The organism is Streptococcus downii (genome assembly GCF_004353325.1).
GTDB lineage: Bacteria > Bacillota > Bacilli > Lactobacillales > Streptococcaceae > Streptococcus > Streptococcus downii.
In genome coordinates this window covers 82,020-103,272 of the sequence record NZ_MZNX01000008.1, presented here as the reverse complement: position 1 = coordinate 103,272, position 21,253 = coordinate 82,020, and the positions used below count along the sequence as shown (strand labels likewise).

General features: G+C 38.4%; 22 protein-coding genes, 1 pseudogene and 1 other annotated feature. Of the genes and pseudogenes, 5 read left to right on the top strand and 18 right to left on the bottom strand.

The window, feature by feature from the left end; all coding sequences use genetic code 11:
• Positions 1 to 111 precede the first annotated feature (111 nt).
• The 6 genes from proC to E2R31_RS04800 form a co-directional block, all read right to left on the bottom strand.
• Positions 112 to 909, bottom strand: coding sequence for a pyrroline-5-carboxylate reductase (proC, locus tag E2R31_RS04825; protein ID WP_132973135.1), 798 nt, complete (start codon positions 907 to 909; stop codon positions 112 to 114).
• 3 nt (positions 910 to 912) lie between these two features.
• Positions 913 to 2,175 (bottom strand): glutamate-5-semialdehyde dehydrogenase, encoded by a 1,263-nt coding sequence (locus E2R31_RS04820; RefSeq protein WP_132973133.1) that lies wholly within the window; start codon positions 2,173 to 2,175, stop codon positions 913 to 915.
• Positions 2,176 to 2,184: 9 nt separating this feature from the next.
• Complete coding sequence (gene proB, locus E2R31_RS04815; RefSeq protein WP_243701291.1) at positions 2,185 to 3,294, bottom strand: glutamate 5-kinase; 1,110 nt, start codon at positions 3,292 to 3,294, stop codon at positions 2,185 to 2,187.
• Between the two features lie 101 nt (positions 3,295 to 3,395).
• Positions 3,396 to 4,295, bottom strand: a complete 900-nt coding sequence (locus tag E2R31_RS04810) for an RluA family pseudouridine synthase (protein WP_132973129.1) — start codon at positions 4,293 to 4,295, stop codon at positions 3,396 to 3,398.
• Positions 4,279 to 4,746 (bottom strand): signal peptidase II, encoded by a 468-nt coding sequence (lspA, locus tag E2R31_RS04805; protein ID WP_132973127.1) that lies wholly within the window; start codon positions 4,744 to 4,746, stop codon positions 4,279 to 4,281. Before lspA ends, E2R31_RS04810 begins: the two co-directional genes overlap by 17 nt.
• Positions 4,743 to 5,651: a LysR family transcriptional regulator gene (locus tag E2R31_RS04800; protein WP_132973125.1), complete on the bottom strand. Its 909-nt coding sequence runs from the start codon at positions 5,649 to 5,651 to the stop codon at positions 4,743 to 4,745. Before E2R31_RS04800 ends, lspA begins: the two co-directional genes overlap by 4 nt.
• Between E2R31_RS04800 and E2R31_RS09975 the strand changes: the two are divergent.
• A pseudogene (locus E2R31_RS09975) lies at positions 5,644 to 5,718 on the top strand (AraC family transcriptional regulator); the annotation flags it as partial. The gene E2R31_RS04800 and the pseudogene E2R31_RS09975 sit on opposite strands and share 8 nt — an antisense overlap.
• A gap of 162 nt (positions 5,719 to 5,880) precedes the next feature.
• On the opposite strand, the gene rpmA reads toward E2R31_RS09975, so the two are convergent.
• The 4 genes from rpmA to E2R31_RS04775 all read right to left on the bottom strand — a co-directional run bounded on the left by rpmA (position 5,881) and on the right by E2R31_RS04775 (position 7,769).
• Positions 5,881 to 6,174, bottom strand: a complete 294-nt coding sequence (gene rpmA, locus E2R31_RS04795) for a 50S ribosomal protein L27 (RefSeq protein ID WP_000916509.1) — start codon at positions 6,172 to 6,174, stop codon at positions 5,881 to 5,883.
• Positions 6,175 to 6,190: 16 nt separating this feature from the next.
• The gene (locus E2R31_RS04790; RefSeq protein WP_000613697.1) at positions 6,191 to 6,535 is read right to left on the bottom strand and encodes a ribosomal-processing cysteine protease Prp; all 345 of its coding nucleotides are present in this window, start codon (positions 6,533 to 6,535) and stop codon (positions 6,191 to 6,193) included.
• A 15-nt stretch (positions 6,536 to 6,550) separates the two neighbouring features.
• Positions 6,551 to 6,865, bottom strand: a complete 315-nt coding sequence (gene rplU, locus E2R31_RS04785; protein ID WP_000109141.1) for a 50S ribosomal protein L21 — start codon at positions 6,863 to 6,865, stop codon at positions 6,551 to 6,553.
• A 33-nt stretch (positions 6,866 to 6,898) separates the two neighbouring features.
• Positions 6,899 to 7,018: a sequence feature (ribosomal protein L21 leader region), on the bottom strand.
• Positions 7,019 to 7,082: 64 nt separating this feature from the next.
• Positions 7,083 to 7,769: a YoaK family protein gene (locus tag E2R31_RS04775; protein ID WP_132973123.1), complete on the bottom strand. Its 687-nt coding sequence runs from the start codon at positions 7,767 to 7,769 to the stop codon at positions 7,083 to 7,085.
• Positions 7,770 to 7,924: 155 nt separating this feature from the next.
• On the opposite strand from E2R31_RS04775, the gene E2R31_RS04770 reads away from it, so the two are divergent.
• Together E2R31_RS04770 and E2R31_RS04765 are read left to right on the top strand one after the other, a co-directional pair.
• The gene (locus E2R31_RS04770; RefSeq protein WP_132973121.1) at positions 7,925 to 8,902 is read left to right on the top strand and encodes a Gfo/Idh/MocA family protein; all 978 of its coding nucleotides are present in this window, start codon (positions 7,925 to 7,927) and stop codon (positions 8,900 to 8,902) included.
• Positions 8,899 to 9,981: a DEAD/DEAH box helicase gene (locus E2R31_RS04765; RefSeq protein WP_132973119.1), complete on the top strand. Its 1,083-nt coding sequence runs from the start codon at positions 8,899 to 8,901 to the stop codon at positions 9,979 to 9,981. Before E2R31_RS04770 ends, E2R31_RS04765 begins: the two co-directional genes overlap by 4 nt.
• A gap of 24 nt (positions 9,982 to 10,005) precedes the next feature.
• Here E2R31_RS04765 and E2R31_RS04760 read toward each other — a convergent pair whose 3' ends face one another.
• Complete coding sequence (locus E2R31_RS04760) at positions 10,006 to 10,383, bottom strand: YwiB family protein (RefSeq protein WP_132973117.1); 378 nt, start codon at positions 10,381 to 10,383, stop codon at positions 10,006 to 10,008.
• Between the two features lie 71 nt (positions 10,384 to 10,454).
• Between E2R31_RS04760 and E2R31_RS04755 the strand changes: the two genes are divergently transcribed.
• The gene (locus tag E2R31_RS04755; protein ID WP_132973115.1) at positions 10,455 to 11,759 is read left to right on the top strand and encodes an HD domain-containing protein; all 1,305 of its coding nucleotides are present in this window, start codon (positions 10,455 to 10,457) and stop codon (positions 11,757 to 11,759) included.
• A gap of 12 nt (positions 11,760 to 11,771) precedes the next feature.
• The gene (gene yidA, locus E2R31_RS04750) at positions 11,772 to 12,578 is read left to right on the top strand and encodes a sugar-phosphatase (protein WP_132973113.1); all 807 of its coding nucleotides are present in this window, start codon (positions 11,772 to 11,774) and stop codon (positions 12,576 to 12,578) included.
• Positions 12,579 to 12,790: 212 nt separating this feature from the next.
• Here the strand turns inward: yidA and E2R31_RS04745 are convergent, their stop codons facing one another.
• From E2R31_RS04745 to E2R31_RS04715, 7 genes are all read right to left on the bottom strand, one after another.
• Positions 12,791 to 14,560 (bottom strand): DUF4365 domain-containing protein, encoded by a 1,770-nt coding sequence (locus E2R31_RS04745; RefSeq protein ID WP_132973111.1) that lies wholly within the window; start codon positions 14,558 to 14,560, stop codon positions 12,791 to 12,793.
• A 471-nt stretch (positions 14,561 to 15,031) separates the two neighbouring features.
• Complete coding sequence (locus tag E2R31_RS04740; RefSeq protein WP_084973837.1) at positions 15,032 to 16,033, bottom strand: LacI family DNA-binding transcriptional regulator; 1,002 nt, start codon at positions 16,031 to 16,033, stop codon at positions 15,032 to 15,034.
• A gap of 129 nt (positions 16,034 to 16,162) precedes the next feature.
• Entirely contained in the window at positions 16,163 to 16,525 is a 363-nt protein-coding gene (locus tag E2R31_RS04735) for a hypothetical protein (protein WP_084973839.1), read from the bottom strand.
• A 94-nt stretch (positions 16,526 to 16,619) separates the two neighbouring features.
• Entirely contained in the window at positions 16,620 to 17,330 is a 711-nt protein-coding gene (locus tag E2R31_RS04730; protein ID WP_084973841.1) for an MgtC/SapB family protein, read from the bottom strand.
• A 2-nt stretch (positions 17,331 to 17,332) separates the two neighbouring features.
• Positions 17,333 to 19,024, bottom strand: coding sequence for an ABC transporter permease (locus E2R31_RS04725; protein ID WP_084973843.1), 1,692 nt, complete (start codon positions 19,022 to 19,024; stop codon positions 17,333 to 17,335).
• Positions 19,025 to 19,035: 11 nt separating this feature from the next.
• Complete coding sequence (locus E2R31_RS04720; protein WP_084973845.1) at positions 19,036 to 20,046, bottom strand: ABC transporter ATP-binding protein; 1,011 nt, start codon at positions 20,044 to 20,046, stop codon at positions 19,036 to 19,038.
• Between the two features lie 103 nt (positions 20,047 to 20,149).
• Complete coding sequence (locus tag E2R31_RS04715; RefSeq protein WP_132973109.1) at positions 20,150 to 21,229, bottom strand: extracellular solute-binding protein; 1,080 nt, start codon at positions 21,227 to 21,229, stop codon at positions 20,150 to 20,152.
• Positions 21,230 to 21,253: the final 24 nt, after the last annotated feature.

Genomic DNA, 21,253 nt, shown 5'->3' with positions numbered 1-21,253 from the left:
ATTTCTTTTTTTCTACCTTCTATTCTATCAAAAAAATAGGTTTTTGTGACAATCTTTTTGCTTCTTCTCCATTCAACCGACCATAAAAGAGGCTGGGAGTCATCCAACCTCTTATTTACCTAGTTCTTGTGTTCGTTTATAGGCTTGATGAACTGCGTCCATGACTGTGCCTCTAAAGGCATGTTCTTCCAGACTTGCTACACCAGCGATAGTCGAACCTCCTGGGCTACAAACTTGGTCTTTCAATACTCCAGGATGTTGTTGACTTTCGAGGACCATTTGTCCAGCTCCGACTACAGTCTGGGCTGCCATTTTCAAAGCTATTTCTCGTGGCAATGCTGTCTGTACACCCGCATCTGCTAAAGCCTCGATAAAGAGATAGACAAAAGCTGGTCCACAACCTGCGAGACCTGTCGCCGCATCGATTAAACTATCTCCCATCTCAACCAAGAGACCAGCCTTGGCTAATAATTGACAAAAGAGTTCACTGTCCTCAGCACGACAGTTTGCTGACATGGCATAACTAATCACTCCTTGGCCGATAGCCACTGGAGTATTGGGCATGATGCGAATAATTCGGTGGTGACTCGGTAGAAGTCTGGCTAGTTTTTCCAAGGTCAATCCAGCCGCCATAGAAATCAAAAGAAGACTTTCTCGTTTTTCAAGGATGGTCTGATATTGAGCAAGCAATTCAGAAAACTGAGCCGGCTTAACTCCTAGAAAGATTACATCTGCTTCTGCAAAAATTTCTTCATTGCTGGAAGCCTGACCGCCGAAGTTGGCGATAAAAGCATCTACTTTAGCTTGACTGCGATTGGCAAGGAGAATCTGTTGACCCGTCTTGGCCTGCAAGACAGCCTTAGCCAAGCTAGAACCCATATTCCCCAAACCGATAAATCCAATCTTCATCTCTTACTCCCTTATCTGTCCGTTACCAGTAACCACATACTTGTAGCTGGTCAACTCTTTCAAGCCCATTGGCCCACGCGCATGCAATTTTTGAGTAGAAATCCCCATTTCGCATCCAAGACCAAACTGGCCTCCATCAGTGAAACGCGTTGAAGCATTGACATAAACCGCTGCAGAGTCCACTTGATCTGTAAAGTAAGCCGCAGCTTCAACATTTTCTGTCACAATGGCGTCCGAATGATGGGTACTGTGGGCTTCAATATGCTCAACCGCTTCTTCTAAACTGCTCACGACCTTAACCGCTAAGATATAGTCTAAAAACTCGGTGTCAAAGTCTTGGACCTCAGCTGCTTGACCTGAAAGAAACTGGCTTGCTTTGCTGTCTAGGCGGAATTGAATTGGTTCCAGCCCAGCTTCTTTCCGACTTGTAACCAGAACTTGCTCCAAGCGAGGAAGGAAATCCGCTGCCTTGTCTTCATGAACCAGCAAAACCTCCATAGCATTGCAAACAGAAGGACGACTGGTTTTAGCATTGTTGATGATAGACAGAGCCTTGTCTTCATCGGCATCCTTGTCCACATAGACATGGACAATTCCAGTTCCTGTCTCGATAACAGGTACGATGGCATTTTCAACCACGGCATTGATCAAGCCAGCTCCTCCACGAGGAATGAGAAGGTCAAGATAACCCTTGGCCTTCATCATAGCATAGCTACTTTCTCGACTGGTATCTTCCACTAGTTGAATCACATCAGGATGAATGGTAGTCGCCTCCAGGCCCTTCTTCAAGGCTGTGACAATAGCATGGGCAGTTTGATAGGCATCTTTGCCACTACGAAGAACGACTGCATTTCCACTCTTGAGAGCCAAGGCAGCCGCATCCGATGTCACATTTGGACGGCTTTCATAGATAATACCGATAACACCCATGGCCACACGCTTCTTAGTAATAACCAAGCCATTTTCAAGCTGACTTGTTTCTAGGACTTCACCGATAGGATCTGGTAAAGCAACCACTTCACGAATTCCTCTTGCCATCGCTTCTATACGTCCTGCATCCAAATAAAGACGATCTAGCATAACATCTGAGATTTTCCCCTTGGCCGCTGCCATATCGAGGGCATTGGCCACTAAAATCTCCTCAGTAGCTACCAATAAATGATCTGCCATGGCTAGCAAGGCTTGGTTTTTCACTGCTTCACTGGCAGTATTGATTGATTTTTTAACAGCCTGTACCTGTTCAAATTGTTCTTGTGTACTTACCATCGTTCACCTCTAAAATTCTGTAAAGAGCAGCTGGATTTCAGGAGTGATGGAAATCCAGTCATCTCGGTGAATCAAGACTCCCTTGGCTTTTTGGGAACGAAGCATATCTTCTAGGGCTGAGACACCAAATTGAACACGTCCCTTTCCAAGAGATTGACCTGTTTCCCTATCAGCAACTGTGACAATATCGTGGTAAGAGAAGTTTCCTTCCACTTCTACCACACCCGATAAAAGGAGACTTTTCCCGTTTTTTGAAAGTGCCTCTGCAGCTCCACCATCTACCCAAATCGTTCCCTGACTTTGAGCATAGAAAGCCAGCCATTGTTTCTGGGTACGAAGTCCCTTCTCTTGCGCAACAAAGAAGGAACCATCCTTGGTCTCCTCCGCTGCCTCAATCAAGGCATCTGATTTCAAGGAGGAGCAAATATAGACTGGCACACCCGACTCCGTCGCAATAGTTGCAGCTTTGATTTTTGTCAGCATACCCCCGGTACCGTTTGACGAACCTGCTCCACCAGCCATATCAATAATCTCACGATTGATAGTCTCGATTTTCTCAAGACGTTTAGCTCTTGGATCTGAGTTGGGATTTCCGGTATAGAGACCGTCTACATCCGTCAAGAGAACCAAAAGGTCTGCCTGCACCATAGCCGCTACCTGAGCACTCAGAGTATCATTGTCTCCCACCTTGAGCTCATCAATAACGACACTGTCATTCTCGTTGATGATAGGAATGGCACCACGATGAAGCAATACAGACAAGGCCTGATGGGCGTTCTTATAACGACGTTTATCTACAAAATCATCCTGTGTCAGCAAGATTTGCGCGGAGACGATTTGGCGCATGAGGAGGTTAGTTGTGTATTCTTCTAGGAGCAAACCTTGTCCTACTGCAGCCGAAGCCTGCTTATCAGCGATCTTGGTCGGACGTTTTTTAAATCCCAAAGCTCCAAAGCCGGCCGCTACTGCCCCAGATGACACCAAAATCAACTCATGCCCAGCTTCATGCAACATAGCTAATTGTTGGGTAATTACCTTTACTTTACTTCTTGATAAACTCCCGTCTTCATTTGTCAAGGATGAAGTCCCCACCTTAAAGACGATTCGTTTGTAGTTCATATTCTCACTCCGATTCTTCATATTTATCCATTATAACATGAATACTTTAAAATAGAAAAGACTTGAAATAAAAAAGGTTGAGACAAAACTTCTCAACTCTTTTATCTATTCTCAATTTTACGCAATCTTTCCAGCGTTTCTTTAAAAATCTCTGGAATATCTGCTGTGAACTCCAAGGTTTCACCTGTCCTCGGATGGGTAAAACCTAGAGTCTTTGCATGGAGAAACTGTCCATGTCCTTTCAAAGTCTTACGAGGACCATAGACTTCATCACCAGCGACTGGATGGCCAATATAAGCCATATGAACACGGATTTGGTGAGTACGCCCTGTTTCCAGTTGCAACTCTAGCAAACTATAATCTCCAAAGCGTTCCAAGACTTGAAAACGAGTCACTGCTGGCTTCCCTTTAGCAGTCACTGCCTGTTTCTTACGATCTTTTTCACTACGACCAATCGGAGCTTCAATCACACCACGATCATTGGGAAGATTACCATGAACAATCGCCCAGTATTTGCGGAGAGACTTTTTATCCTTGAGCTCTTGGGCAAGTGCCAAGTGGGCCTCATCATTTTTAGCAATCATGAGGAGACCAGACGTATCCTTGTCAATGCGGTGGACGATTCCTGGACGGAGAACCCCATTGATACCTGACAAGTCCTTGATATGGTACATGAGGGCATTGACCAAGGTTCCACTGGTATGACCGGCGCTGGGATGAACCACCATACCCTGAGGCTTGTTGACAACGGCGACGTCCTCATCTTGGTAGATAATTTCCAGAGTAAGTTCCTCAGCAACATACTCCAAAACCTCTGGTTCTGGCACATGATAGGTGATGACATCCCCCTCTTGGACAGTGTATTTAGCTTTCTTGGCTTGGCCATTGACCAAAACTTGTCCAGCCTTGATTTGTTCATTAGCGAGACTGCGTGACAATTCTGTCAAATCTGACAAAGCCTTATCCAAGCGCACCCCACCTCTTTCAATTTTTATTTCCATTTACTTCCTCTTTAAGCATTGCAATCAATAGAACAATCACCCCAACTGTCAAATAGCTGTCAGCAACATTGAAAATCGCAAAATTGATAAAGTCTAGGTGAAACATATCCACCACAAAACCTTGACTTATTCTGTCAATAAAGTTGCCTAGACCTCCCGCGATTATCAAAGTCAGTCCAAAGACCTGCCAGAGAGAGTCCTCCATGTGCTTATGTAGATACCATATGGCACCTGCCATGACAACCAAGGTAATGACAGCAAATAACCACTGCTGGTCTTGCAGCATGGAAAAAGCTGCCCCACGATTTTGCAGATAGGTCAAGCTAACGAGACTGGGTATCCAAGAGCGAACTTCACCCAAAGGTATCTGTTGGACGACATAGGCTTTAACCCACTGATCCAGCCCAATCAAAAGCAGTACAATCACTGCTACTATCCCTCTTTTTTTCATGATTTCCTCTTCTGATCAAAATATTCTTGCATAACCTCAACGAAGAGTGTCCCAGCTTGACTAAGCTCAACTTCTTCCCGTTTGACATAGACCATGCGGTTGTCTAGATTATCCCTGAGACGAATAACTGTAATGCCATTGACACTGTCGCTATCCAAAAATCCAGACCCAGTCGCATAGGCATCTGTCCGCTCTAAAATACCATTCAAGGTAGCACGGTCCGTCACATTGAACATCTGCGAGCTCGCGCTGGTATCGACAAAGTTCTCTGAATAGTAAAGGTACTCGTCCTTTTCCTGAGTAAAGCGAACTGTTGGTAGATCCGCTAAATCCTCCATGACCAGTTCCTCTTTCTTTGCTAAAGGATGTCCTTCACGCAGATAGATGTGAGTCTGGAAAGGAATCAGTTCAATAACTTCCAAGCCCAACTTTTCAACCCGTTGCATGATGCCCTTTTTATTTTGATTGTTGAGGTAGATGATCCCAATCTCACTGTGACCCTGAGCTACTTCGTCTAAGATTTGAACTGTAGTAGACTCAAAAATACGGAAGTTCTTATAGTCAGGATAGCGCTCTGAAAAAGCCGTAATAGTTGGTGGCAAGAAGTCATAGTGCTGGCTAGCAATAGAGAATTCATCTTTTTCTTCCTCAGGATTGGCATATTGATTTTGAAAAACATCAAATCCTTTGACCAATTCCTGCGCTTTTTCGTAAAATTCCATACCACGACGGGTCAAGAAAGTCCCTGAACTCGTCCGACGGAAAATCTTAAAACCTAGCTCTTTTTCCAAATCGCGCACAGAAATAGACAGACTTGGTTGACTAACATACATCTTTTCAGCAGCTTCACGGAAAGTACCACTATTCGCAATAGCCACAACATAGCGTAATTGTTGAATGTTCATCTTTTACCCCCAACTTCTCTATCTGTTCATTATACCATATTTCAGAAATTTTCCACAAAGGAAAAAGAATATTCATCATAAAATCTAACTATACTAGGCTTAATAAATTGATGGGTACCAAAATAAAAAATAGGCTCTCCGAAAACTCGGAAAGCCTTATTTAATGCTACTTCTAGCTTCCTCGCCTTTACATTTCAAGGCTCGGGATAAAAAGGTTCACTGGACCTTTTTATTTTGCGATTGGGTAAACAGAAACCTGCTTTTTATCGCGACCTTTACGTTCAAAGCGTACTACGCCTTCAACTTTAGCGAACAAAGTATCGTCTCCACCACGTCCAACGTTTACACCTGGGTAGATGTGTGTACCACGTTGACGGTAAAGGATTGATCCACCTGTTACAGTTTGCCCGTCAGCTGCTTTAGCTCCAAGACGTTTCGCTTGTGAATCACGTCCGTTTGATGTAGAACCTCCACCTTTTTTGTGGGCGAAAAGTTGCAAGTTGTTAAGAGTCATTTTTAACATAATGTTTTCCTCCGTGTTAGTTTTCTGTGATAACTCTGGTTTGGACGAACTCAGAAGAGTTCTCCGATAAGTTTGCCATACCTAAGAAAAATGATTCGAAGAATAACTGGGTCATTTCTCTCTGGTGCGAAGGAAGATCCGCTGGTATTTCAACCTTTAGATAGCCACCTTCATCTTCGTTTAATTCTAAGATTGGTTCATAGCCTGCAAATTTCTCAATGGAATTGATAAAGTTAATGGCAAGCGTAGAAACCGATGCACACACGACATCTAAGCCGTATTCGCCACTCTCGGCGTGTCCAGTAATTTCCGCACTCCTCAGCTCGCCATCTTCGGCTCTCTCAAAGACTGCTTGTATCATGTGTTCTCCTTAAAATTAAGCGTTGATTGCGTTGATGACAACTTTTGTATATGGTTGACGGTGACCTTGTTTACGGTGGCTACCTTTTTTAGGTTTGTACTTGTAAGTAACAACTTTCTTTTGTTTTCCTTGTTTTTCAACAGTTCCAACTACAGTAGCTCCAGCAACAAGTGGAGTTCCGACAACAGTGTTTTCACCACCAACAAGAACAACTTCGTTAAAAGTAACTTCTTGACCAGCTTCAACGTTCAATTTTTCAACGTAAACTGCTTGACCAACTTCAACTTTAACTTGTTTTCCGCCAGTTTTGATAATTGCGTATGTGCTCATTATGCACCTCCTATGATTTTTAGGGTTTCCCCGTATTTTGTGAAGACTCGCCTAGCATCGTGGGACGAACCACTTAAAAGATGAGCTCTAAGTATAACAAAGTTTTAATTTTGTATACGACGAGCAACGATGTTCGTGCGGTTGCACAGGACTGTGCATAGTCAACTCTTCAAGTATAGCATATCTTCTTTTTTCTTACAAGTAAAATCAATCAAATTTAAGCTTTTTCTTTCCCTTTCTTCCTCCAAGAAGCAAAAAACATACTGAAGTAAAAGATACTCATCATAAGAGGAATACCTAAAATTGTCTTCTCCTGATAGTAAATCGTCAGATAAGCTGAAAAAACAACTCCAAAGACAAAACTGCTAAGCAAGCTAACAAAAATCAAGCCCTCTCGTAGGAAAGGTGTATGCTTAGTCCGAAAATAATCTCCAAAAGCCAACATGGTTCGTTTGATATTCCCCGTCATAAAAGCGTTATTATAGGCAATACCCGAAACTTCTCCAAAAGCAGTTGTTACCAGTCCCATACAAAAGGCTAAAGGCGGTACTAGATAGATATTGTCAACTGTCAAGGGAACAAACCCAATGATTATGGATAAGATCGCGAGTGGTATCAATGACAAAATTGGCTTTTTCACAATTCTCAATTTTTCCTTATAAACTGTCAGTAAAAAGACCCCCATCATAAAGGAAATCAAGGTCATTACTTTGGCACTGGCATCTGACACATTATGTTGAATGAGTCCCACTGATAGAAAAACTACATTTCCAGTCTGTCCTGCCACAAGGGTATTTCCTCGCACGATAAAGGTATAGGCATCAACATATCCTGCGCAAAAAGTCAAAAAAAGCGCTAGCCTTTTAGACTGACGTGATATTTTTCTTATTGGTAATAATCTCATTTTCTCCCCCTTCTCATTTCATCTACTTATCTAAATATTGTACCACTTTCTTTGAGAAATTCGTAGTCCATTTGAAAATTTTTACCATCTGTTGGATAGTCCTTCTTTTCTATGTTATAATGAAGGAAGGATTTGAAGTCGGAAAAGGAGTATTTATGCTTAAATTAGGTGTCATCGGAACTAGTGCTATCAGTCATCACTTCATAGAAGCAGCCCATGCTAGCGGAGAATACCAGCTGGTCGCAGTCTATTCTAGAAAACTAGAAACTGCCGCAACCTTTGCTTCTCGCTATGAAAATATCCAACTCTTTGATCAATTAGAAGACTTCTTTAAGTCTTCCTTTGATGTGGTCTATATCGCCAGTCCAAACTCCTTGCATTTTGTTCAAGCCAAGGCTGCCTTGTCTGCTGGTAAGCACGTCATTCTTGAAAAGCCAGCTGTCACTCAGCCACAAGAATGGCTGAATTTGAGACAGACAGCTGAGAAAAATCACTGTTTTATCTTTGAGGCAGCTCGTAATTACCACGAGGAAGCCTTTACCACTATCAAGAATTTTTTGGCAGACAAGCAAATCTTAGGCGCAGATTTCAACTATGCCAAGTATTCTTCCAAGATGCCGAACTTGTTGGCTGGGCAGACGCCAAATGTCTTTTCAGATCGTTTTGCCGGTGGAGCCCTTATGGATTTGGGGATTTATCCTGTCTACGCTGCTGTTCGTCTCTTTGGAGAAGCTAAGGACGCGACCTATCAGGCCCAACAACTTAGCAATAGCATTGACCTAAATGGAGACGGTATCCTCTTCTACCCTGACTTTCAAGTTCATATCAAGGCTGGAAAAAACATCACTTCCAATCTTCCTTGTGAGATTTATACAGCGGATGGAACCTTGACCCTCAACACGATTGAACATGTCCGCTCAGCTATTTTTACTAACCACCGAGGAAATCAAGTTCAACTCCCTATCCAACAGGCTCCTCATACAATGACTGAGGAAGTCACTGCATTTGCACACATGATCCAGCAACCAGACCAGAAACTTTACCAGAACTGGCTGGATGATGCAGGTTCTGTTCATGAGCTACTATACACTATGCGCCAGACTGCTGGCATTAGATTTGAGGCAGAAAAATGAAAACCAAACTACCGACTGAATGGCAAGAACTGAGCGACCAGTTCGGTTTCCAAGAATTCACCCCCATTCAAACTCAACTATTTGAGCCTATACTTGCTGGAGAAAACCTACTGGGAGTGAGCCCAACAGGAACTGGTAAGACGCTAGCTTATTTACTTCCAAGTCTTCTCAGACTACAAAAGAAAAAAGCCCAGCAACTCTTGATTCTAGCACCAAATACGGAGCTTGCTGGACAGATTTTTGATGTATGCAAAACGTGGGCAGAGGCTATTGGCTTGACTGCTCAGCTCTTCTTATCAGGTTCGAGTCAGAAACGCCAGATTGAACGCCTCAAAAAAGGACCAGAAATTCTGATAGGAACCCCTGGCCGTATCTTTGAACTAATTAAATTGAAAAAAATCAAGATGATGAATGTGGAAACCATCATTCTGGATGAATTTGACCAATTGCTTGATGATTCTCAGATTCACTTTGTCGAGAAAATCACTCACTATGCACCTCGTGACCACCAACTCATCTACATGAGTGCGACGACCAAGTTTGACCAAGAAAAGATTGCTCCAAACACGCGCACCATTGATCTCTCTGATCAAAAACTGGACAACATTCAGCATTTCTACATGCAGGTAGACCAACGTCACCGAGTGGATATGCTACGAAAACTGGCTCATGTAGAGGATTTTCGTAGTCTGGTATTCTTTAACAGCCTATCAGACCTTGGAAGCGCAGAGGAAAAACTACAGTATCGGGATATCTTGGCTGTTTCCCTTGCTAGTGATGTCAATGTTAAATTTCGAAAAGTTATCTTGGAAAAGTTTAAGGACAAACAACTAACTCTTCTCCTTGCAACAGACCTTCTGGCACGTGGAATTGATATCGATAGCCTAGAATGTGTCGTAAACTTTGATGTCCCTAGAGATATCGAAACTTACACTCACCGTGCTGGCCGTACAGGTCGCATGGGCAAAGAGGGCTATGTTATTACTCTCGTAACCCATCCTGAAGAACTTAAAAAACTCAAGAAGTTCGCAAGTGTTCGTGAAATTGTCCTAAAAAACCAAGAACTCTATATCAAATAAGGTTGGCTCTCGCCAACCTTTTTCTTATCCCCAGCTAATTTCTAATTGATAGCTGGCAAAAGGGTGTCCCTCTTGATTTTGCAGTTGATAGACTAACTCAATCTTTTGCCCATCCAGTTTGTAGTGACTCGTCTGAATGATAAACTCCTGCATCCCCATTGGAGTAGAAATATAGGCCAAACTATCACTATCCTTTAGAAAGCGCATGATGGTCTTTGGACTCGAGAAACGGGTCATCACCAGTTCCTTACCATGAAACTTGAGAACCACTTTTTCCTTTTCTTCATTGTAGAAAAGTAAATAGCTATAATCCCCTTTTTCACGCACTTCCACGTCATAGAGTTGGTCTATGACTTCCAACTGTTCATCAAACTGAATCGTATTTCGCATCCGAATCTTCACATCAGGTCCTCTTTCTTGTCTCTTGTCCTACTATTTTACCAAAAAGAGCAGGATTTTGCTATAATGGTCATATGAACGAAAAAGTATTCCGTGACCCAGTTCACAACTATATCCATGTAAACAACCAGGTCATCTATGACTTGATCAATACAAAAGAATTTCAACGCTTGCGCCGTATTAAGCAACTAGGAACTTCCAGTTATACCTTCCACGGTGGGGAGCACAGCCGCTTCTCCCACTGTTTGGGGGTCTATGAGATTGCACGACGTATCACGGAGATTTTTGAAGAAAAATATCCTGAAGAATGGGATCCTGCTGAGTCTCTCTTGACCATGACCGCTGCTCTCCTACATGACCTTGGGCATGGTGCCTACTCGCATACTTTTGAAAATCTCTTTGATACAGATCATGAGGCTATCACTCAGGAAATCATCCAAAGTCCTGAGACAGAGATTCACCGAGTCCTGCTTCAAGTAGCGCCAGATTTCCCAAAAAAGGTGGCCAGTGTCATCGACCATACCTATCCTAACAAGCAGGTCGTGCAGCTCATTTCTAGCCAGATTGATGCAGATCGTATGGACTATCTCTTGCGCGACTCTTATTTTACAGGAGCATCTTATGGGGAATTTGACTTGACTCGTATCCTCCGAGTCATTCGTCCTGTCGAAAATGGCATCGCCTTTCAGCGCAATGGCATGCATGCCATCGAAGACTATGTTCTCAGTCGCTACCAGATGTATATGCAGGTTTATTTTCACCCAGCAACACGCGCCATGGAAGTTCTCCTGCAGAATCTCCTCAAACGTGCCAAGGAACTCTACCCTGAGGACAAGGACTTCTTTGCACGAACTTCTCCACACCTCCTGCCTTTCTTTGAAAAAAATGTGGCCTTGTCTGACTATCTGGCTCTAGATGATGGAGTGATGAATACCTACTTCCAGCTCTGGATGACCAGCCCTGACAAGATACTAGCAGACTTGTCGCAACGCTTTGTCAACCGCAAGGTCTTTAAATCCATTACCTTTTCACAAGAAGACCAAGACCAACTCGCAACCATGAGACAACTGGTTGAAGAAATCGGTTTTGATCCAAACTACTACACTGCTATTCATAAGAACTTTGACCTCCCTTATGATATCTATCGTCCCGAATCTGAAAATCCACGGACTCAGATTGAGATTTTACAAAAAAATGGAGAACTGGCAGAACTCTCTAGCCTGTCTCCTATCGTCCAATCCCTTGCTGGCAGCCGCCACGGAGATAATCGTTTCTATTTCCCAAAAGAAATGTTAGATCAAAATAGCATATTCGCAAGTATCACCCAGCAATTTTTACACTTGATTGAGAACGATCATTTTACCCCAACTAAGAACTAATAGAGGAAATATATGAGTATTAAACTAATCGCCGTCGATATCGATGGTACCCTAGTCAACAGTAAAAAGGAGATCACTCCTGAAGTCTTTTCTGCCATCCAAGAAGCCAAACAAACCGGTGTCAAAGTTGTAATTGCAACGGGCCGTCCCATCGCAGGTGTTGCCAAACTTCTGGACGACTTGCAGTTGAGAGACGAAGGTGACTATGTTGTAACCTTCAACGGTGCCCTTGTCCAAGAAACTGCTACTGGCCATGAGATTATCAGCGAATCCTTGACTTATGAGGATTATCTGGATATGGAATTCCTCAGTCGCAAGCTCGGTGTCCACATGCACGCCATTACCAAGGATGGTATCTACACTGCCAATCGCAATATCGGAAAATACACAGTACACGAATCAACCCTCGTCAGCATGCCTATTTTCTACCGTACACCTGAGGAAATGGCTGACAAGGAAATTGTCAAGTGTATGTTCATCGATGAACCAGAAATTCTCGATGCTGCGATTGAAAAGATTCCAGCAGAATTTTACGAACGCTACTCTATCAACAAATCTGCTCCTTTCTACCTAGAGCTCCTTAAAAAGAATGTAGACAAGGGTTCAGCCATCACTCACTTGGCTGAAAAACTAGGATTAACCAAAGATGAAACCATGGCGATTGGGGACGAAGAAAATGACCGTGCCATGCTGGAAGTCGTTGGAAACCCCGTTGTCATGGAAAATGGAAATCCTGAACTCAAAAAAATTGCCAAATACATCACCAAAACAAACGACGAATCTGGCGTAGCCCATGCTATCCGTACGTGGGTACTGTAAAAAGGTAAGAATAGACGAAAACCTCTCAGCAGAGCGGTTTTTAGTATGAACATATCACAATGAGGGTAAATCAATAAATTAAATTGCAGTTTTACAGTTACTTAAATCTTGAGAGTGCAAAAATAGGTATTGCTTCCTTAATTGTGGTACTGAATTATAATAAATCACCCTCTTTATTTCCATATTTTATCTCTTTATAATCTCTTTTAATTTTACGATAATTTCATATACAAAGTATAAATAGGAAAGTCTTTATATCTTTCTTTTGTCTCGTTATCCAGTTTATTCCAAAACAAATCAGCTTGCGGTTTCGATTTTAATAACACTGATGAACCGAAACAAAGTTCATAGTTATCATTACTATTTACTAAAATATTGCTTAGAATCTCCATTTCTTTGCTGTTTAATTTACGAACTCTAGATTTTATTTGAAGGTCATTTATTATAGCTATCTCACTATTTTGGGAGTATTTTAAGTTCCAATTAGAAAGACATTGTGCCCAATTAAGCAATAACTCTCTTCTAGAAACATCTTCTGCCATGTCAGCAGCAATAACTATTTTTATAATAGTGTTATTAGCATCTTCAAATTTCAAGTCATTATCAACTAATCTTTGATATGAGGCAATAACCGAATCAAAATTACAATTATCTATTTTTAGCCAATCGTTAGGTTCAAAAACTTCAAAAATTGAAATATCTGAAGAATCTTTACCCTCACCTCTCCTACACCAGGGAATTTCAGTAAAGATATCAATCATAGTTCCGTTCTTATCTATTGTAAAATTATATAAGGCAATAATATGGATATTAGCAATTCTTAGATGAAGTAATTTAGATTCATTATAATCTAAGGCAACCTTCTTCTTTAGAACAAGACCTGAATTAAGGATATTTAGATTTTTTTGAGATTGTTTATCAAAGTAGTTTAGATCAAGATCCTTTTGTACACCCATATTTTCCAAGAAGTTAGAAATCTGTCTCAAATCCTTTATATCGCTATCTAAATTCCGTGAAGTAATATCCGATATTGACTGATTATCTAGTTCTATTTTATTTCCATTGAGATTGAAATATCCTACTCTTCCTAGCTCTTGAAGTACCTCCGTACACTCCATGGCTTTTGAGAGCATATTAGACCTTGTATAATTAAATTTAAATATTTTTTTATTTACATCAAAGGACATTTTAAAGCATTCACCAAAATGTAGTTGTACACTCCCATCAGGGAATCGATGTCTTTTTACATCTTGAAAAGTAAAATCTCCAATTGTAATAATTAAATCAGTTTCCTCGTAAGTTTCGACAACCTTTATTGTATTTTCAAGTGGTATTTCAATACCAGTTAAAGGATCTTTATAATAAATGAAGAGATCGTGTTCTTTCTGATAGTTAAATATCTCTCCTTTTCCTTGTCCATAAAAATAGAATTTAAGATTATTATCGTCAGAGATATCTTCAACTGAGATACCATCAGTATTTATGAAGCTATACTGTCTCTGACTATTATTTATAAAATCCACTAACATTGGATACATCTTTTTTTCATCTAGTTTAAATATCTGTATGGACAGTTTCTTACTATTTGTAGATTTATTTTTTAATTTACTTTTTTTGAGCAAATCTTTTATAGAAAAAGGAGGCAATGATTTATAATAGATTTCTCGTAAGTCATTATTCTCACTCAACCAAACTACAAATAAAACTACGCCGCCATTTGATTTATATAATTCTAAATCTCTAGCATCTAATGGAAAGGATTTTAACACATCTTTTTTCTGTCTAGTGGTTTTAATCTGAACAGGTACTTTACCTAATATTTCGTCTTTCTTCTCACTCGATGATTTAAGAACATGAATTTCTCCATCCCACACTGGAGTTTTATCATTTCTATCAAAATAAGATTGAAGTAACTCATGCTTATCTATAAATGTCGACAGATATGAAACACCTAATGTCTCAATTTTTCTATTATTTGCCAAATCCGCACCTCGAAAAATAGCTTTATATACTTTATATTATAACATTAACAAAGAAAAACTTATATACTATAATTACAACTATTTAACTTAAACTGAATATTATAAACTTAAAAAATACTGTTCATTAATAATTACAAAATAAATAGACCAGTTTCCTGATCTACTTTATTCTATATTCATTGACTTTTGGTCACACTTTGGTCAAAAATTCCAAAAATACTAACTTATTTAAAAAAACTAACTTGTGATGATTGCCTATAAACAAACACTTTGAATTTTCTTTTTTTTCTTTACATTTCTAAAAATGCCCCCTATGGATATTATGGAGCCTATTTTGTTGTAGAAAAAAGTCCCATATCATCTATAATGAAAAGCGACTAAACAACTCATTAGAAACTAAATGGAGGCTAAACAGAACTTATTTTAGAACACTCCATCTTTTCCACTAGGATTTTCAAGAATTAAACAATACTAGAAACTCTGTCTCCTAACAAATTTAGGAGAAACTTCAACAGATGTGACACTTTCCCCTTTAATAATTGCTAAAACACCTTCTATCATTTTTTGGGCTAACATAGCATAATTAGGAGAAATAGTAGACAGAGCTGGAGTATAATATTGCGAAATAGGAATATTATCGAATCCAATTATTGAAATATCATCAGGAATGGTAATCCCCTTCTCATAGCACGCACGAATCAGCCCTTGAACCTTCTCATCCCCAGAAACAAATATCATATCCGGATGATTTTGATTAGATAAATTATTTATAGCATATGAATAAACTGAATCAATTGTAGTTAAGCCATAAATAACTTGCAAATCCATTAAATAATTTTTATCAGTCAAAAAAGTACGAATACCTTTTTCACGATCCTTATTAACAAGAGATTCCCCTCCCATAAGTAACAACATACTTTTAATATTCTCTTTTGTTACTAATTCCATCATATCATAAGTGGCTTGAAAATTGTTATTAGATACATAAACAACATCAGGTGTTCGAGATTCTCCAAAAACTATAAAAGGCATATTATTCTTCTGTAAATAATTAATCCGAATATCGTCTTTACTTTCATAAAATACTATTACTCCATCTATTAAGCTTCCTGTACTTGAAATTATTGAATTCCTAATCGTATCTTCTTCACCAAAGTATTCAACAATAGCGTTTACACCAAACTCTTTACAAGTTTGTAGAACTCTATCTAGTAAAGTTTGAAACCAAATCAAGGGAAAAGAATCAATCTTTTTAACGGAAATCAAAATATTTGTAGTTTCTTTCTTAGTCAAATTTTTTGCATATGCATTTGGAACATACGACAACTCATCAATGACTTTTTGAATAGCTCGATAAGTTTCTTCTTTTACCTTTTCACCACCGTTAATAACACGTGAAACAGTTTTTGGAGAAAAACCTGATAAATTCGCAATATCATAAATAGTTACCTTTTTACCGTTTAAATTTTTCACTTTAGTCCTCCATTTATGATTTATCTAATATCATTATACAATATTTACTTTTTTTAACAAGAGAATTTAGTAAAACATTTTAATGTATCTTAACAAAAACTTTAATTTCAAAATTTTCTATTTTATACTCTATTCTTTCGATTCAAAAAAATAACATTGACAATTAAAATTTTTATTCTTTACAATTTTTTCTACTTCACAACTGATAAACTTGTATGAAAATAACTTACCACGAAAATATAAAAAATCATTTTCGGTAAAATCCATTGAAACTATAAAAGTATCTAATAACATTTGGACATAGCAGTCTAAGATCGGAATAATCTTTTCCTTAACAATAACTTTTGCTAATATATCATCAGCTGGTAAAGAAGACGAAAATACAATTTCACAAACATCATAAAAAGAATGAAATCTATATACTTGCACTAAAGAATTATATTCAAAATACGTTATTCTTCCACAGTCAAAATTAATATTATATACCTTCATTTATGTTTATCCTTATACTTTGCAAATAATTTCGAGTCAATTATCACCTAAAAAACAAAGGGACAAGAATAACTGCCCCTTTGTTTATTCTATATCAACTAACTTCTTCGACATAAATAACACCAACAATATTTGCTATTTCTTCCATTAGTTTAAGATGTTCAAACTTACCTGAAAGTTCTAGAGTCATAAATGATGCTATTCTTTTGTCTGGAACATCAAAATATTCAATTCTTTCAGAATTAACATCTCCAAAAGCAGTTCTTGAATCATTCAATCGAATTCCATTTTCTGCACAATAAACTAATACTCGATTATATGCCTCAGTAGATTTAACTACAATATATAATTCAATAACTTTTGAACGACTTTGAAGATATTTTTTTAAAGGCTGAAACATAGAAATCACACTCCACACAGAAATAGCTACTAACAGAGCACCTTCATAAAAACCTACTCCAATAGCTAAACCTATTCCTGCAGAAGCCCAGATTCCTGCTGCAGTTGTCAGACCAGTAACCTTCTTTTTATCTGTGATAAGAATTGTTCCAGCTCCAAGAAAACCAACACCAGAAATAACTTGAGCACCTAAACGTGTCGGATCTCCTGTTCCAAACTTATAAGATACAAATTCATTAGTCATCATAATCAAACAAGCAGCCATACAAACGATACTATGTGTACGAATACCTGCTGGTTGAGATTTACTTCCTCTTTCTAAGCCAATAATACTTCCAATGACCAAAGATAACACGACTCTAATAATAATTTCAATGTATGATAGTCCAATGCTGGATGATTGCATTACTATTTCCTTTTCTTACCACGCGGTCTCTGTGTGAAGTACAATACAGTTCCTGAAATAATCATTAGAACAATTGTATAAACAAATACAAGAGCTTGTGCATTAGATGTTGCTGTTTCATCACCTGCAGAACGAATCGTAATACCTAATGGTTGAGCCAATGGATGATAAAGGAATACAGATAAATCGAAATCGGTCAATAAAGAGTTAAAGTTGAGTGCGATAACAGAAAGAACTACCGGCAAGATGAAAGGAATAATAACCTTCATCATTGTGTAAAATGGTGAAGCCCCCATACTTCTAGCAGCATCCTCCATCTCATCATCAACACTAAATAAGATTGCACGTACCATTCTATAAGAGAATGGAATTTTTACAACAATATAAGCGATTAGCAAAATTACTAAACTACCAACTAGAATCTGGTTAAAGACTAAAAGTTGAGGTTGGTTGAAAGTGAACAATAAACTAACTGCTAGAAGTGTACTTGGTAATAGCCAAGGAAGAAGAGCTCCGTATTCGAACAAGAAATCAAATCGAGTTTTATGTTTACGAACTACTCGCGCAAACACAACAGCAAGAACTGTTGCAGTAGTTGCTGCAATGATAGAATATATAAAGCTGACTAGGAATGGAGAAAACGCAACACTATTACTAAAGAACAATCTGTAATTATCAAGAGTAAAGTTTGATAATGATAAGTTTCCTGACTGTATTGCAACTGGGTCAGTAAATGAATACAATACAATGAAAATCAATGGTAACATGAAAACAGTGAACAAAGCATAAGCAACAATATGTGCAATGATATTCCATGGTTTAGATGTGATTTTTTGTTTTTTCAAAGGTGCTTTCGTTTTAGAAATAGAAATATAATTTCCGCCTTTTTCGATCTTGTTCATAATAGTAAGCAAAATCGTAGTGGCAATACCCAAAATAATTGCTAGAAAGGCGGCTAAGTCACGAGAATTTCCCATTCCAGCAAATGTTATGATCATTGGGTTAATAGTTTGGAATTCTTTCCCACCAACAATCATAGGTGCTGCTACTGCTGATAACCCACTTAGAAAAACCATAATTGTCAGAGCGAATAAAGTAGGAATTAGAGTTGGCAATACTACTTTTCTAAACACTGTAAATGGTTTGGCACCCATATTACGTGCAGCTTCAATAGTATGATAGTCTACACTTCGAATTGTATTGGTTAGGAATAAGGTGTGATTAGCAGTACCAGAAAATGTCATAATAAATAGAACTGCACCATAACCAATAAACCAGTTAGGATCTAAAGATGGAATAATACTTTGTAAAAATTTGGTAATCATTCCATATGGTCCATAAACGAATTTATAACCAGTAGCCAAAACTACTCCACCGTAGATTAGTGACGTCATGTATCCTAGTTTTAATATTTTAGCTCCTTTAATATCAAAATATTCTGTAAACAATACACAAAGTACACCAACAACATTAACAGTTATAATTAGTGAGAATGCTAACTTGAAACTGTTAAAAATACTCTGAATCGCACGTTGAGATTTAAAAGCTCGTTGTACGACATCAAGTGAAAACTCCCCACCTTTCACAAATACATTAACTACTAAATCAAAGTTTGGATAAATGATGAAAGTTACCAAGAACCAGATTAAGCCTAAACGAATGAGCCAATCTTTCCAATTTAATTTATGACGCATACTGCCCCTCCTTAAAATTGCAGAACGTCTGATGGTGTGATAAATAATTCCACACTTTCTCCGACAGATCTAATAGCTGACTGACTATCGATACTTGTTACATTAAGAATTTGGTTTTCAGATACCTGAACAGTATAGTGAATTGTAACTCCTGAAAATTCAACATCAATAATTGAACCTTTTAAGACAAAATCCTGATCCGTTTCACGTTTGAAGCGAACTTTTTCTAAACGAATGTAACCTTTTTTATCTTCCAAAAAAACATGAGCATTATTTAGAAGAATTCCGTGAACAGTTTCATCTGTAAGTACGTTAATATCTCCAATGAAATCACATACAAATTCTGTTTGAGAATTATGATAAATTTCTACTGGTGTCCCCACTTGTTCAATAAAACCATTATTAAAAACAGCAATCCTATCAGATAGCGTTAACGCTTCCTCTTGGTCATGTGTAACATATAGAGTTGTAATTCCCAATTCTTTTTGAAGACGTTTCAACTCTTTTCTCAAATCCACACGTAATTTTGCATCTAGGTTTGACAAGGGTTCATCCAAACATAGGATTTTAGGTTCCAAAACAAGAGCACGAGCTAAAGCTACACGCTGCTGTTGTCCTCCAGATAATTCTGAAACGTTACGTTGCAATTGTTGATCTGAAATCTTAATTTTAGCAGCCACTGCAGAAACCTTGGCTTTAATAACATCTGGAGCAACTTTTTTAACTTTTAAACCAAATGCAATATTATCAAAAACTGTCATTGTTGGAAATAGTGCGTAAGATTGGAATACGATCCCGATTCCACGTTTTTCAGGCTCCAAGTGCGTAACATCTGTGCCATTAACCTCAATACTTCCAGATGAAGGGTCTAGAAAACCTACCAAAGCTCTCAAAGTTGTTGATTTACCACATCCAGAAGGTCCTAGAAAGGTAAAGAATTCTCCTTCCTGAATATCTAAATTAAGATTATCAATCGCGATAAAATCACCATATTTAATTTGAATATTATCAAATTTAATCATATTATTAACTTCCTTTACTAATATATAAAAAGTCCCTCTTAATTTCTTTTGTATGTGCAGAAACATTAGAGAGACTTGGAATTTTAAAAATTACACTTATGTCCTATTTTACATATTCAAGTTCAGCTTTTTCGACCCATTCGTCCAAATGTTTTCCAACAGCTTCCCAATCAATACTTTGTGGTTTCACTTGATCAACAAATTTCTTAGTAGCTTCTGGTAACTCTTTAACTGCCTCAGTATTTGCAGGAATAGAACCAAAGTTTTTGCTATACTCTACTTGAATTTCTGTTTGACCAAACCAATCAATAAATTCTTTAGCTAAAGCTTGTTTCTTACTAGTATTCAAAATCATTGTTTGTTCAGTTACAAACGGGACACCAATTTCAGGAGACATTACTTTAAATACAACATTGTGTTCTTTCTGTCCAACTAATGCACCAGAACCCCACATCATTCCATACTGGATTGGGTCATCCTTATCCAACATTTTAACAATTGAACTTTCACCCTTTTGAAGAGTGTACGCATTTTCCAAATATTCTTTAGCTGCTTGCCAACCTTTTTCAGAAACACCCAATTCTCCTTTATCATCTAGATAACGAACAAGGATACTTGCCAAGATAGCACGCCCTGTTCCACCTGAGAGCCCCGAAATTGAATATTTACCTTTATACTTGCTACCTAACTCAGTCCAATCTTTAGGCATTTCAGTAACATCAGGAGCACCAATCAAAACTAATGGTTGAACAATTACAGGATTGTAATAATTATCTTTATCTGATAAAGATTGGTCAATTTTATCTAACCATTTAGGTTTATACTGTACCAATAATTTTTGATCTCTAATTTTATTTGAATCAACAGCTCCAATACCAAATACCATATCAGCAACTGCATTATTCTTCTCAGCAATAACACGATCTGCCAACTGAGCACCTGGAATGTCAACCATTTTAATATTGAAACCAGCTTCTTTTGCTTTAGCAGTTAGCCAATCTCCACGTCCGTTTGAAACAGAGTTAGAATAAATTACTAATTCTTGGCTCTTATCAGCTTTTTCTTCTGATTGAGGTGTATCGTTCGAAGAATTTGATGAATTAGTTGAACCACCTGAACATGCTGCCAATGTTGTAACCGCAACCCCTGCAGCTAAAAGTGATAATAATTTAGATTTTTTCATATGAAATCTCCTTTTTATTTTTAA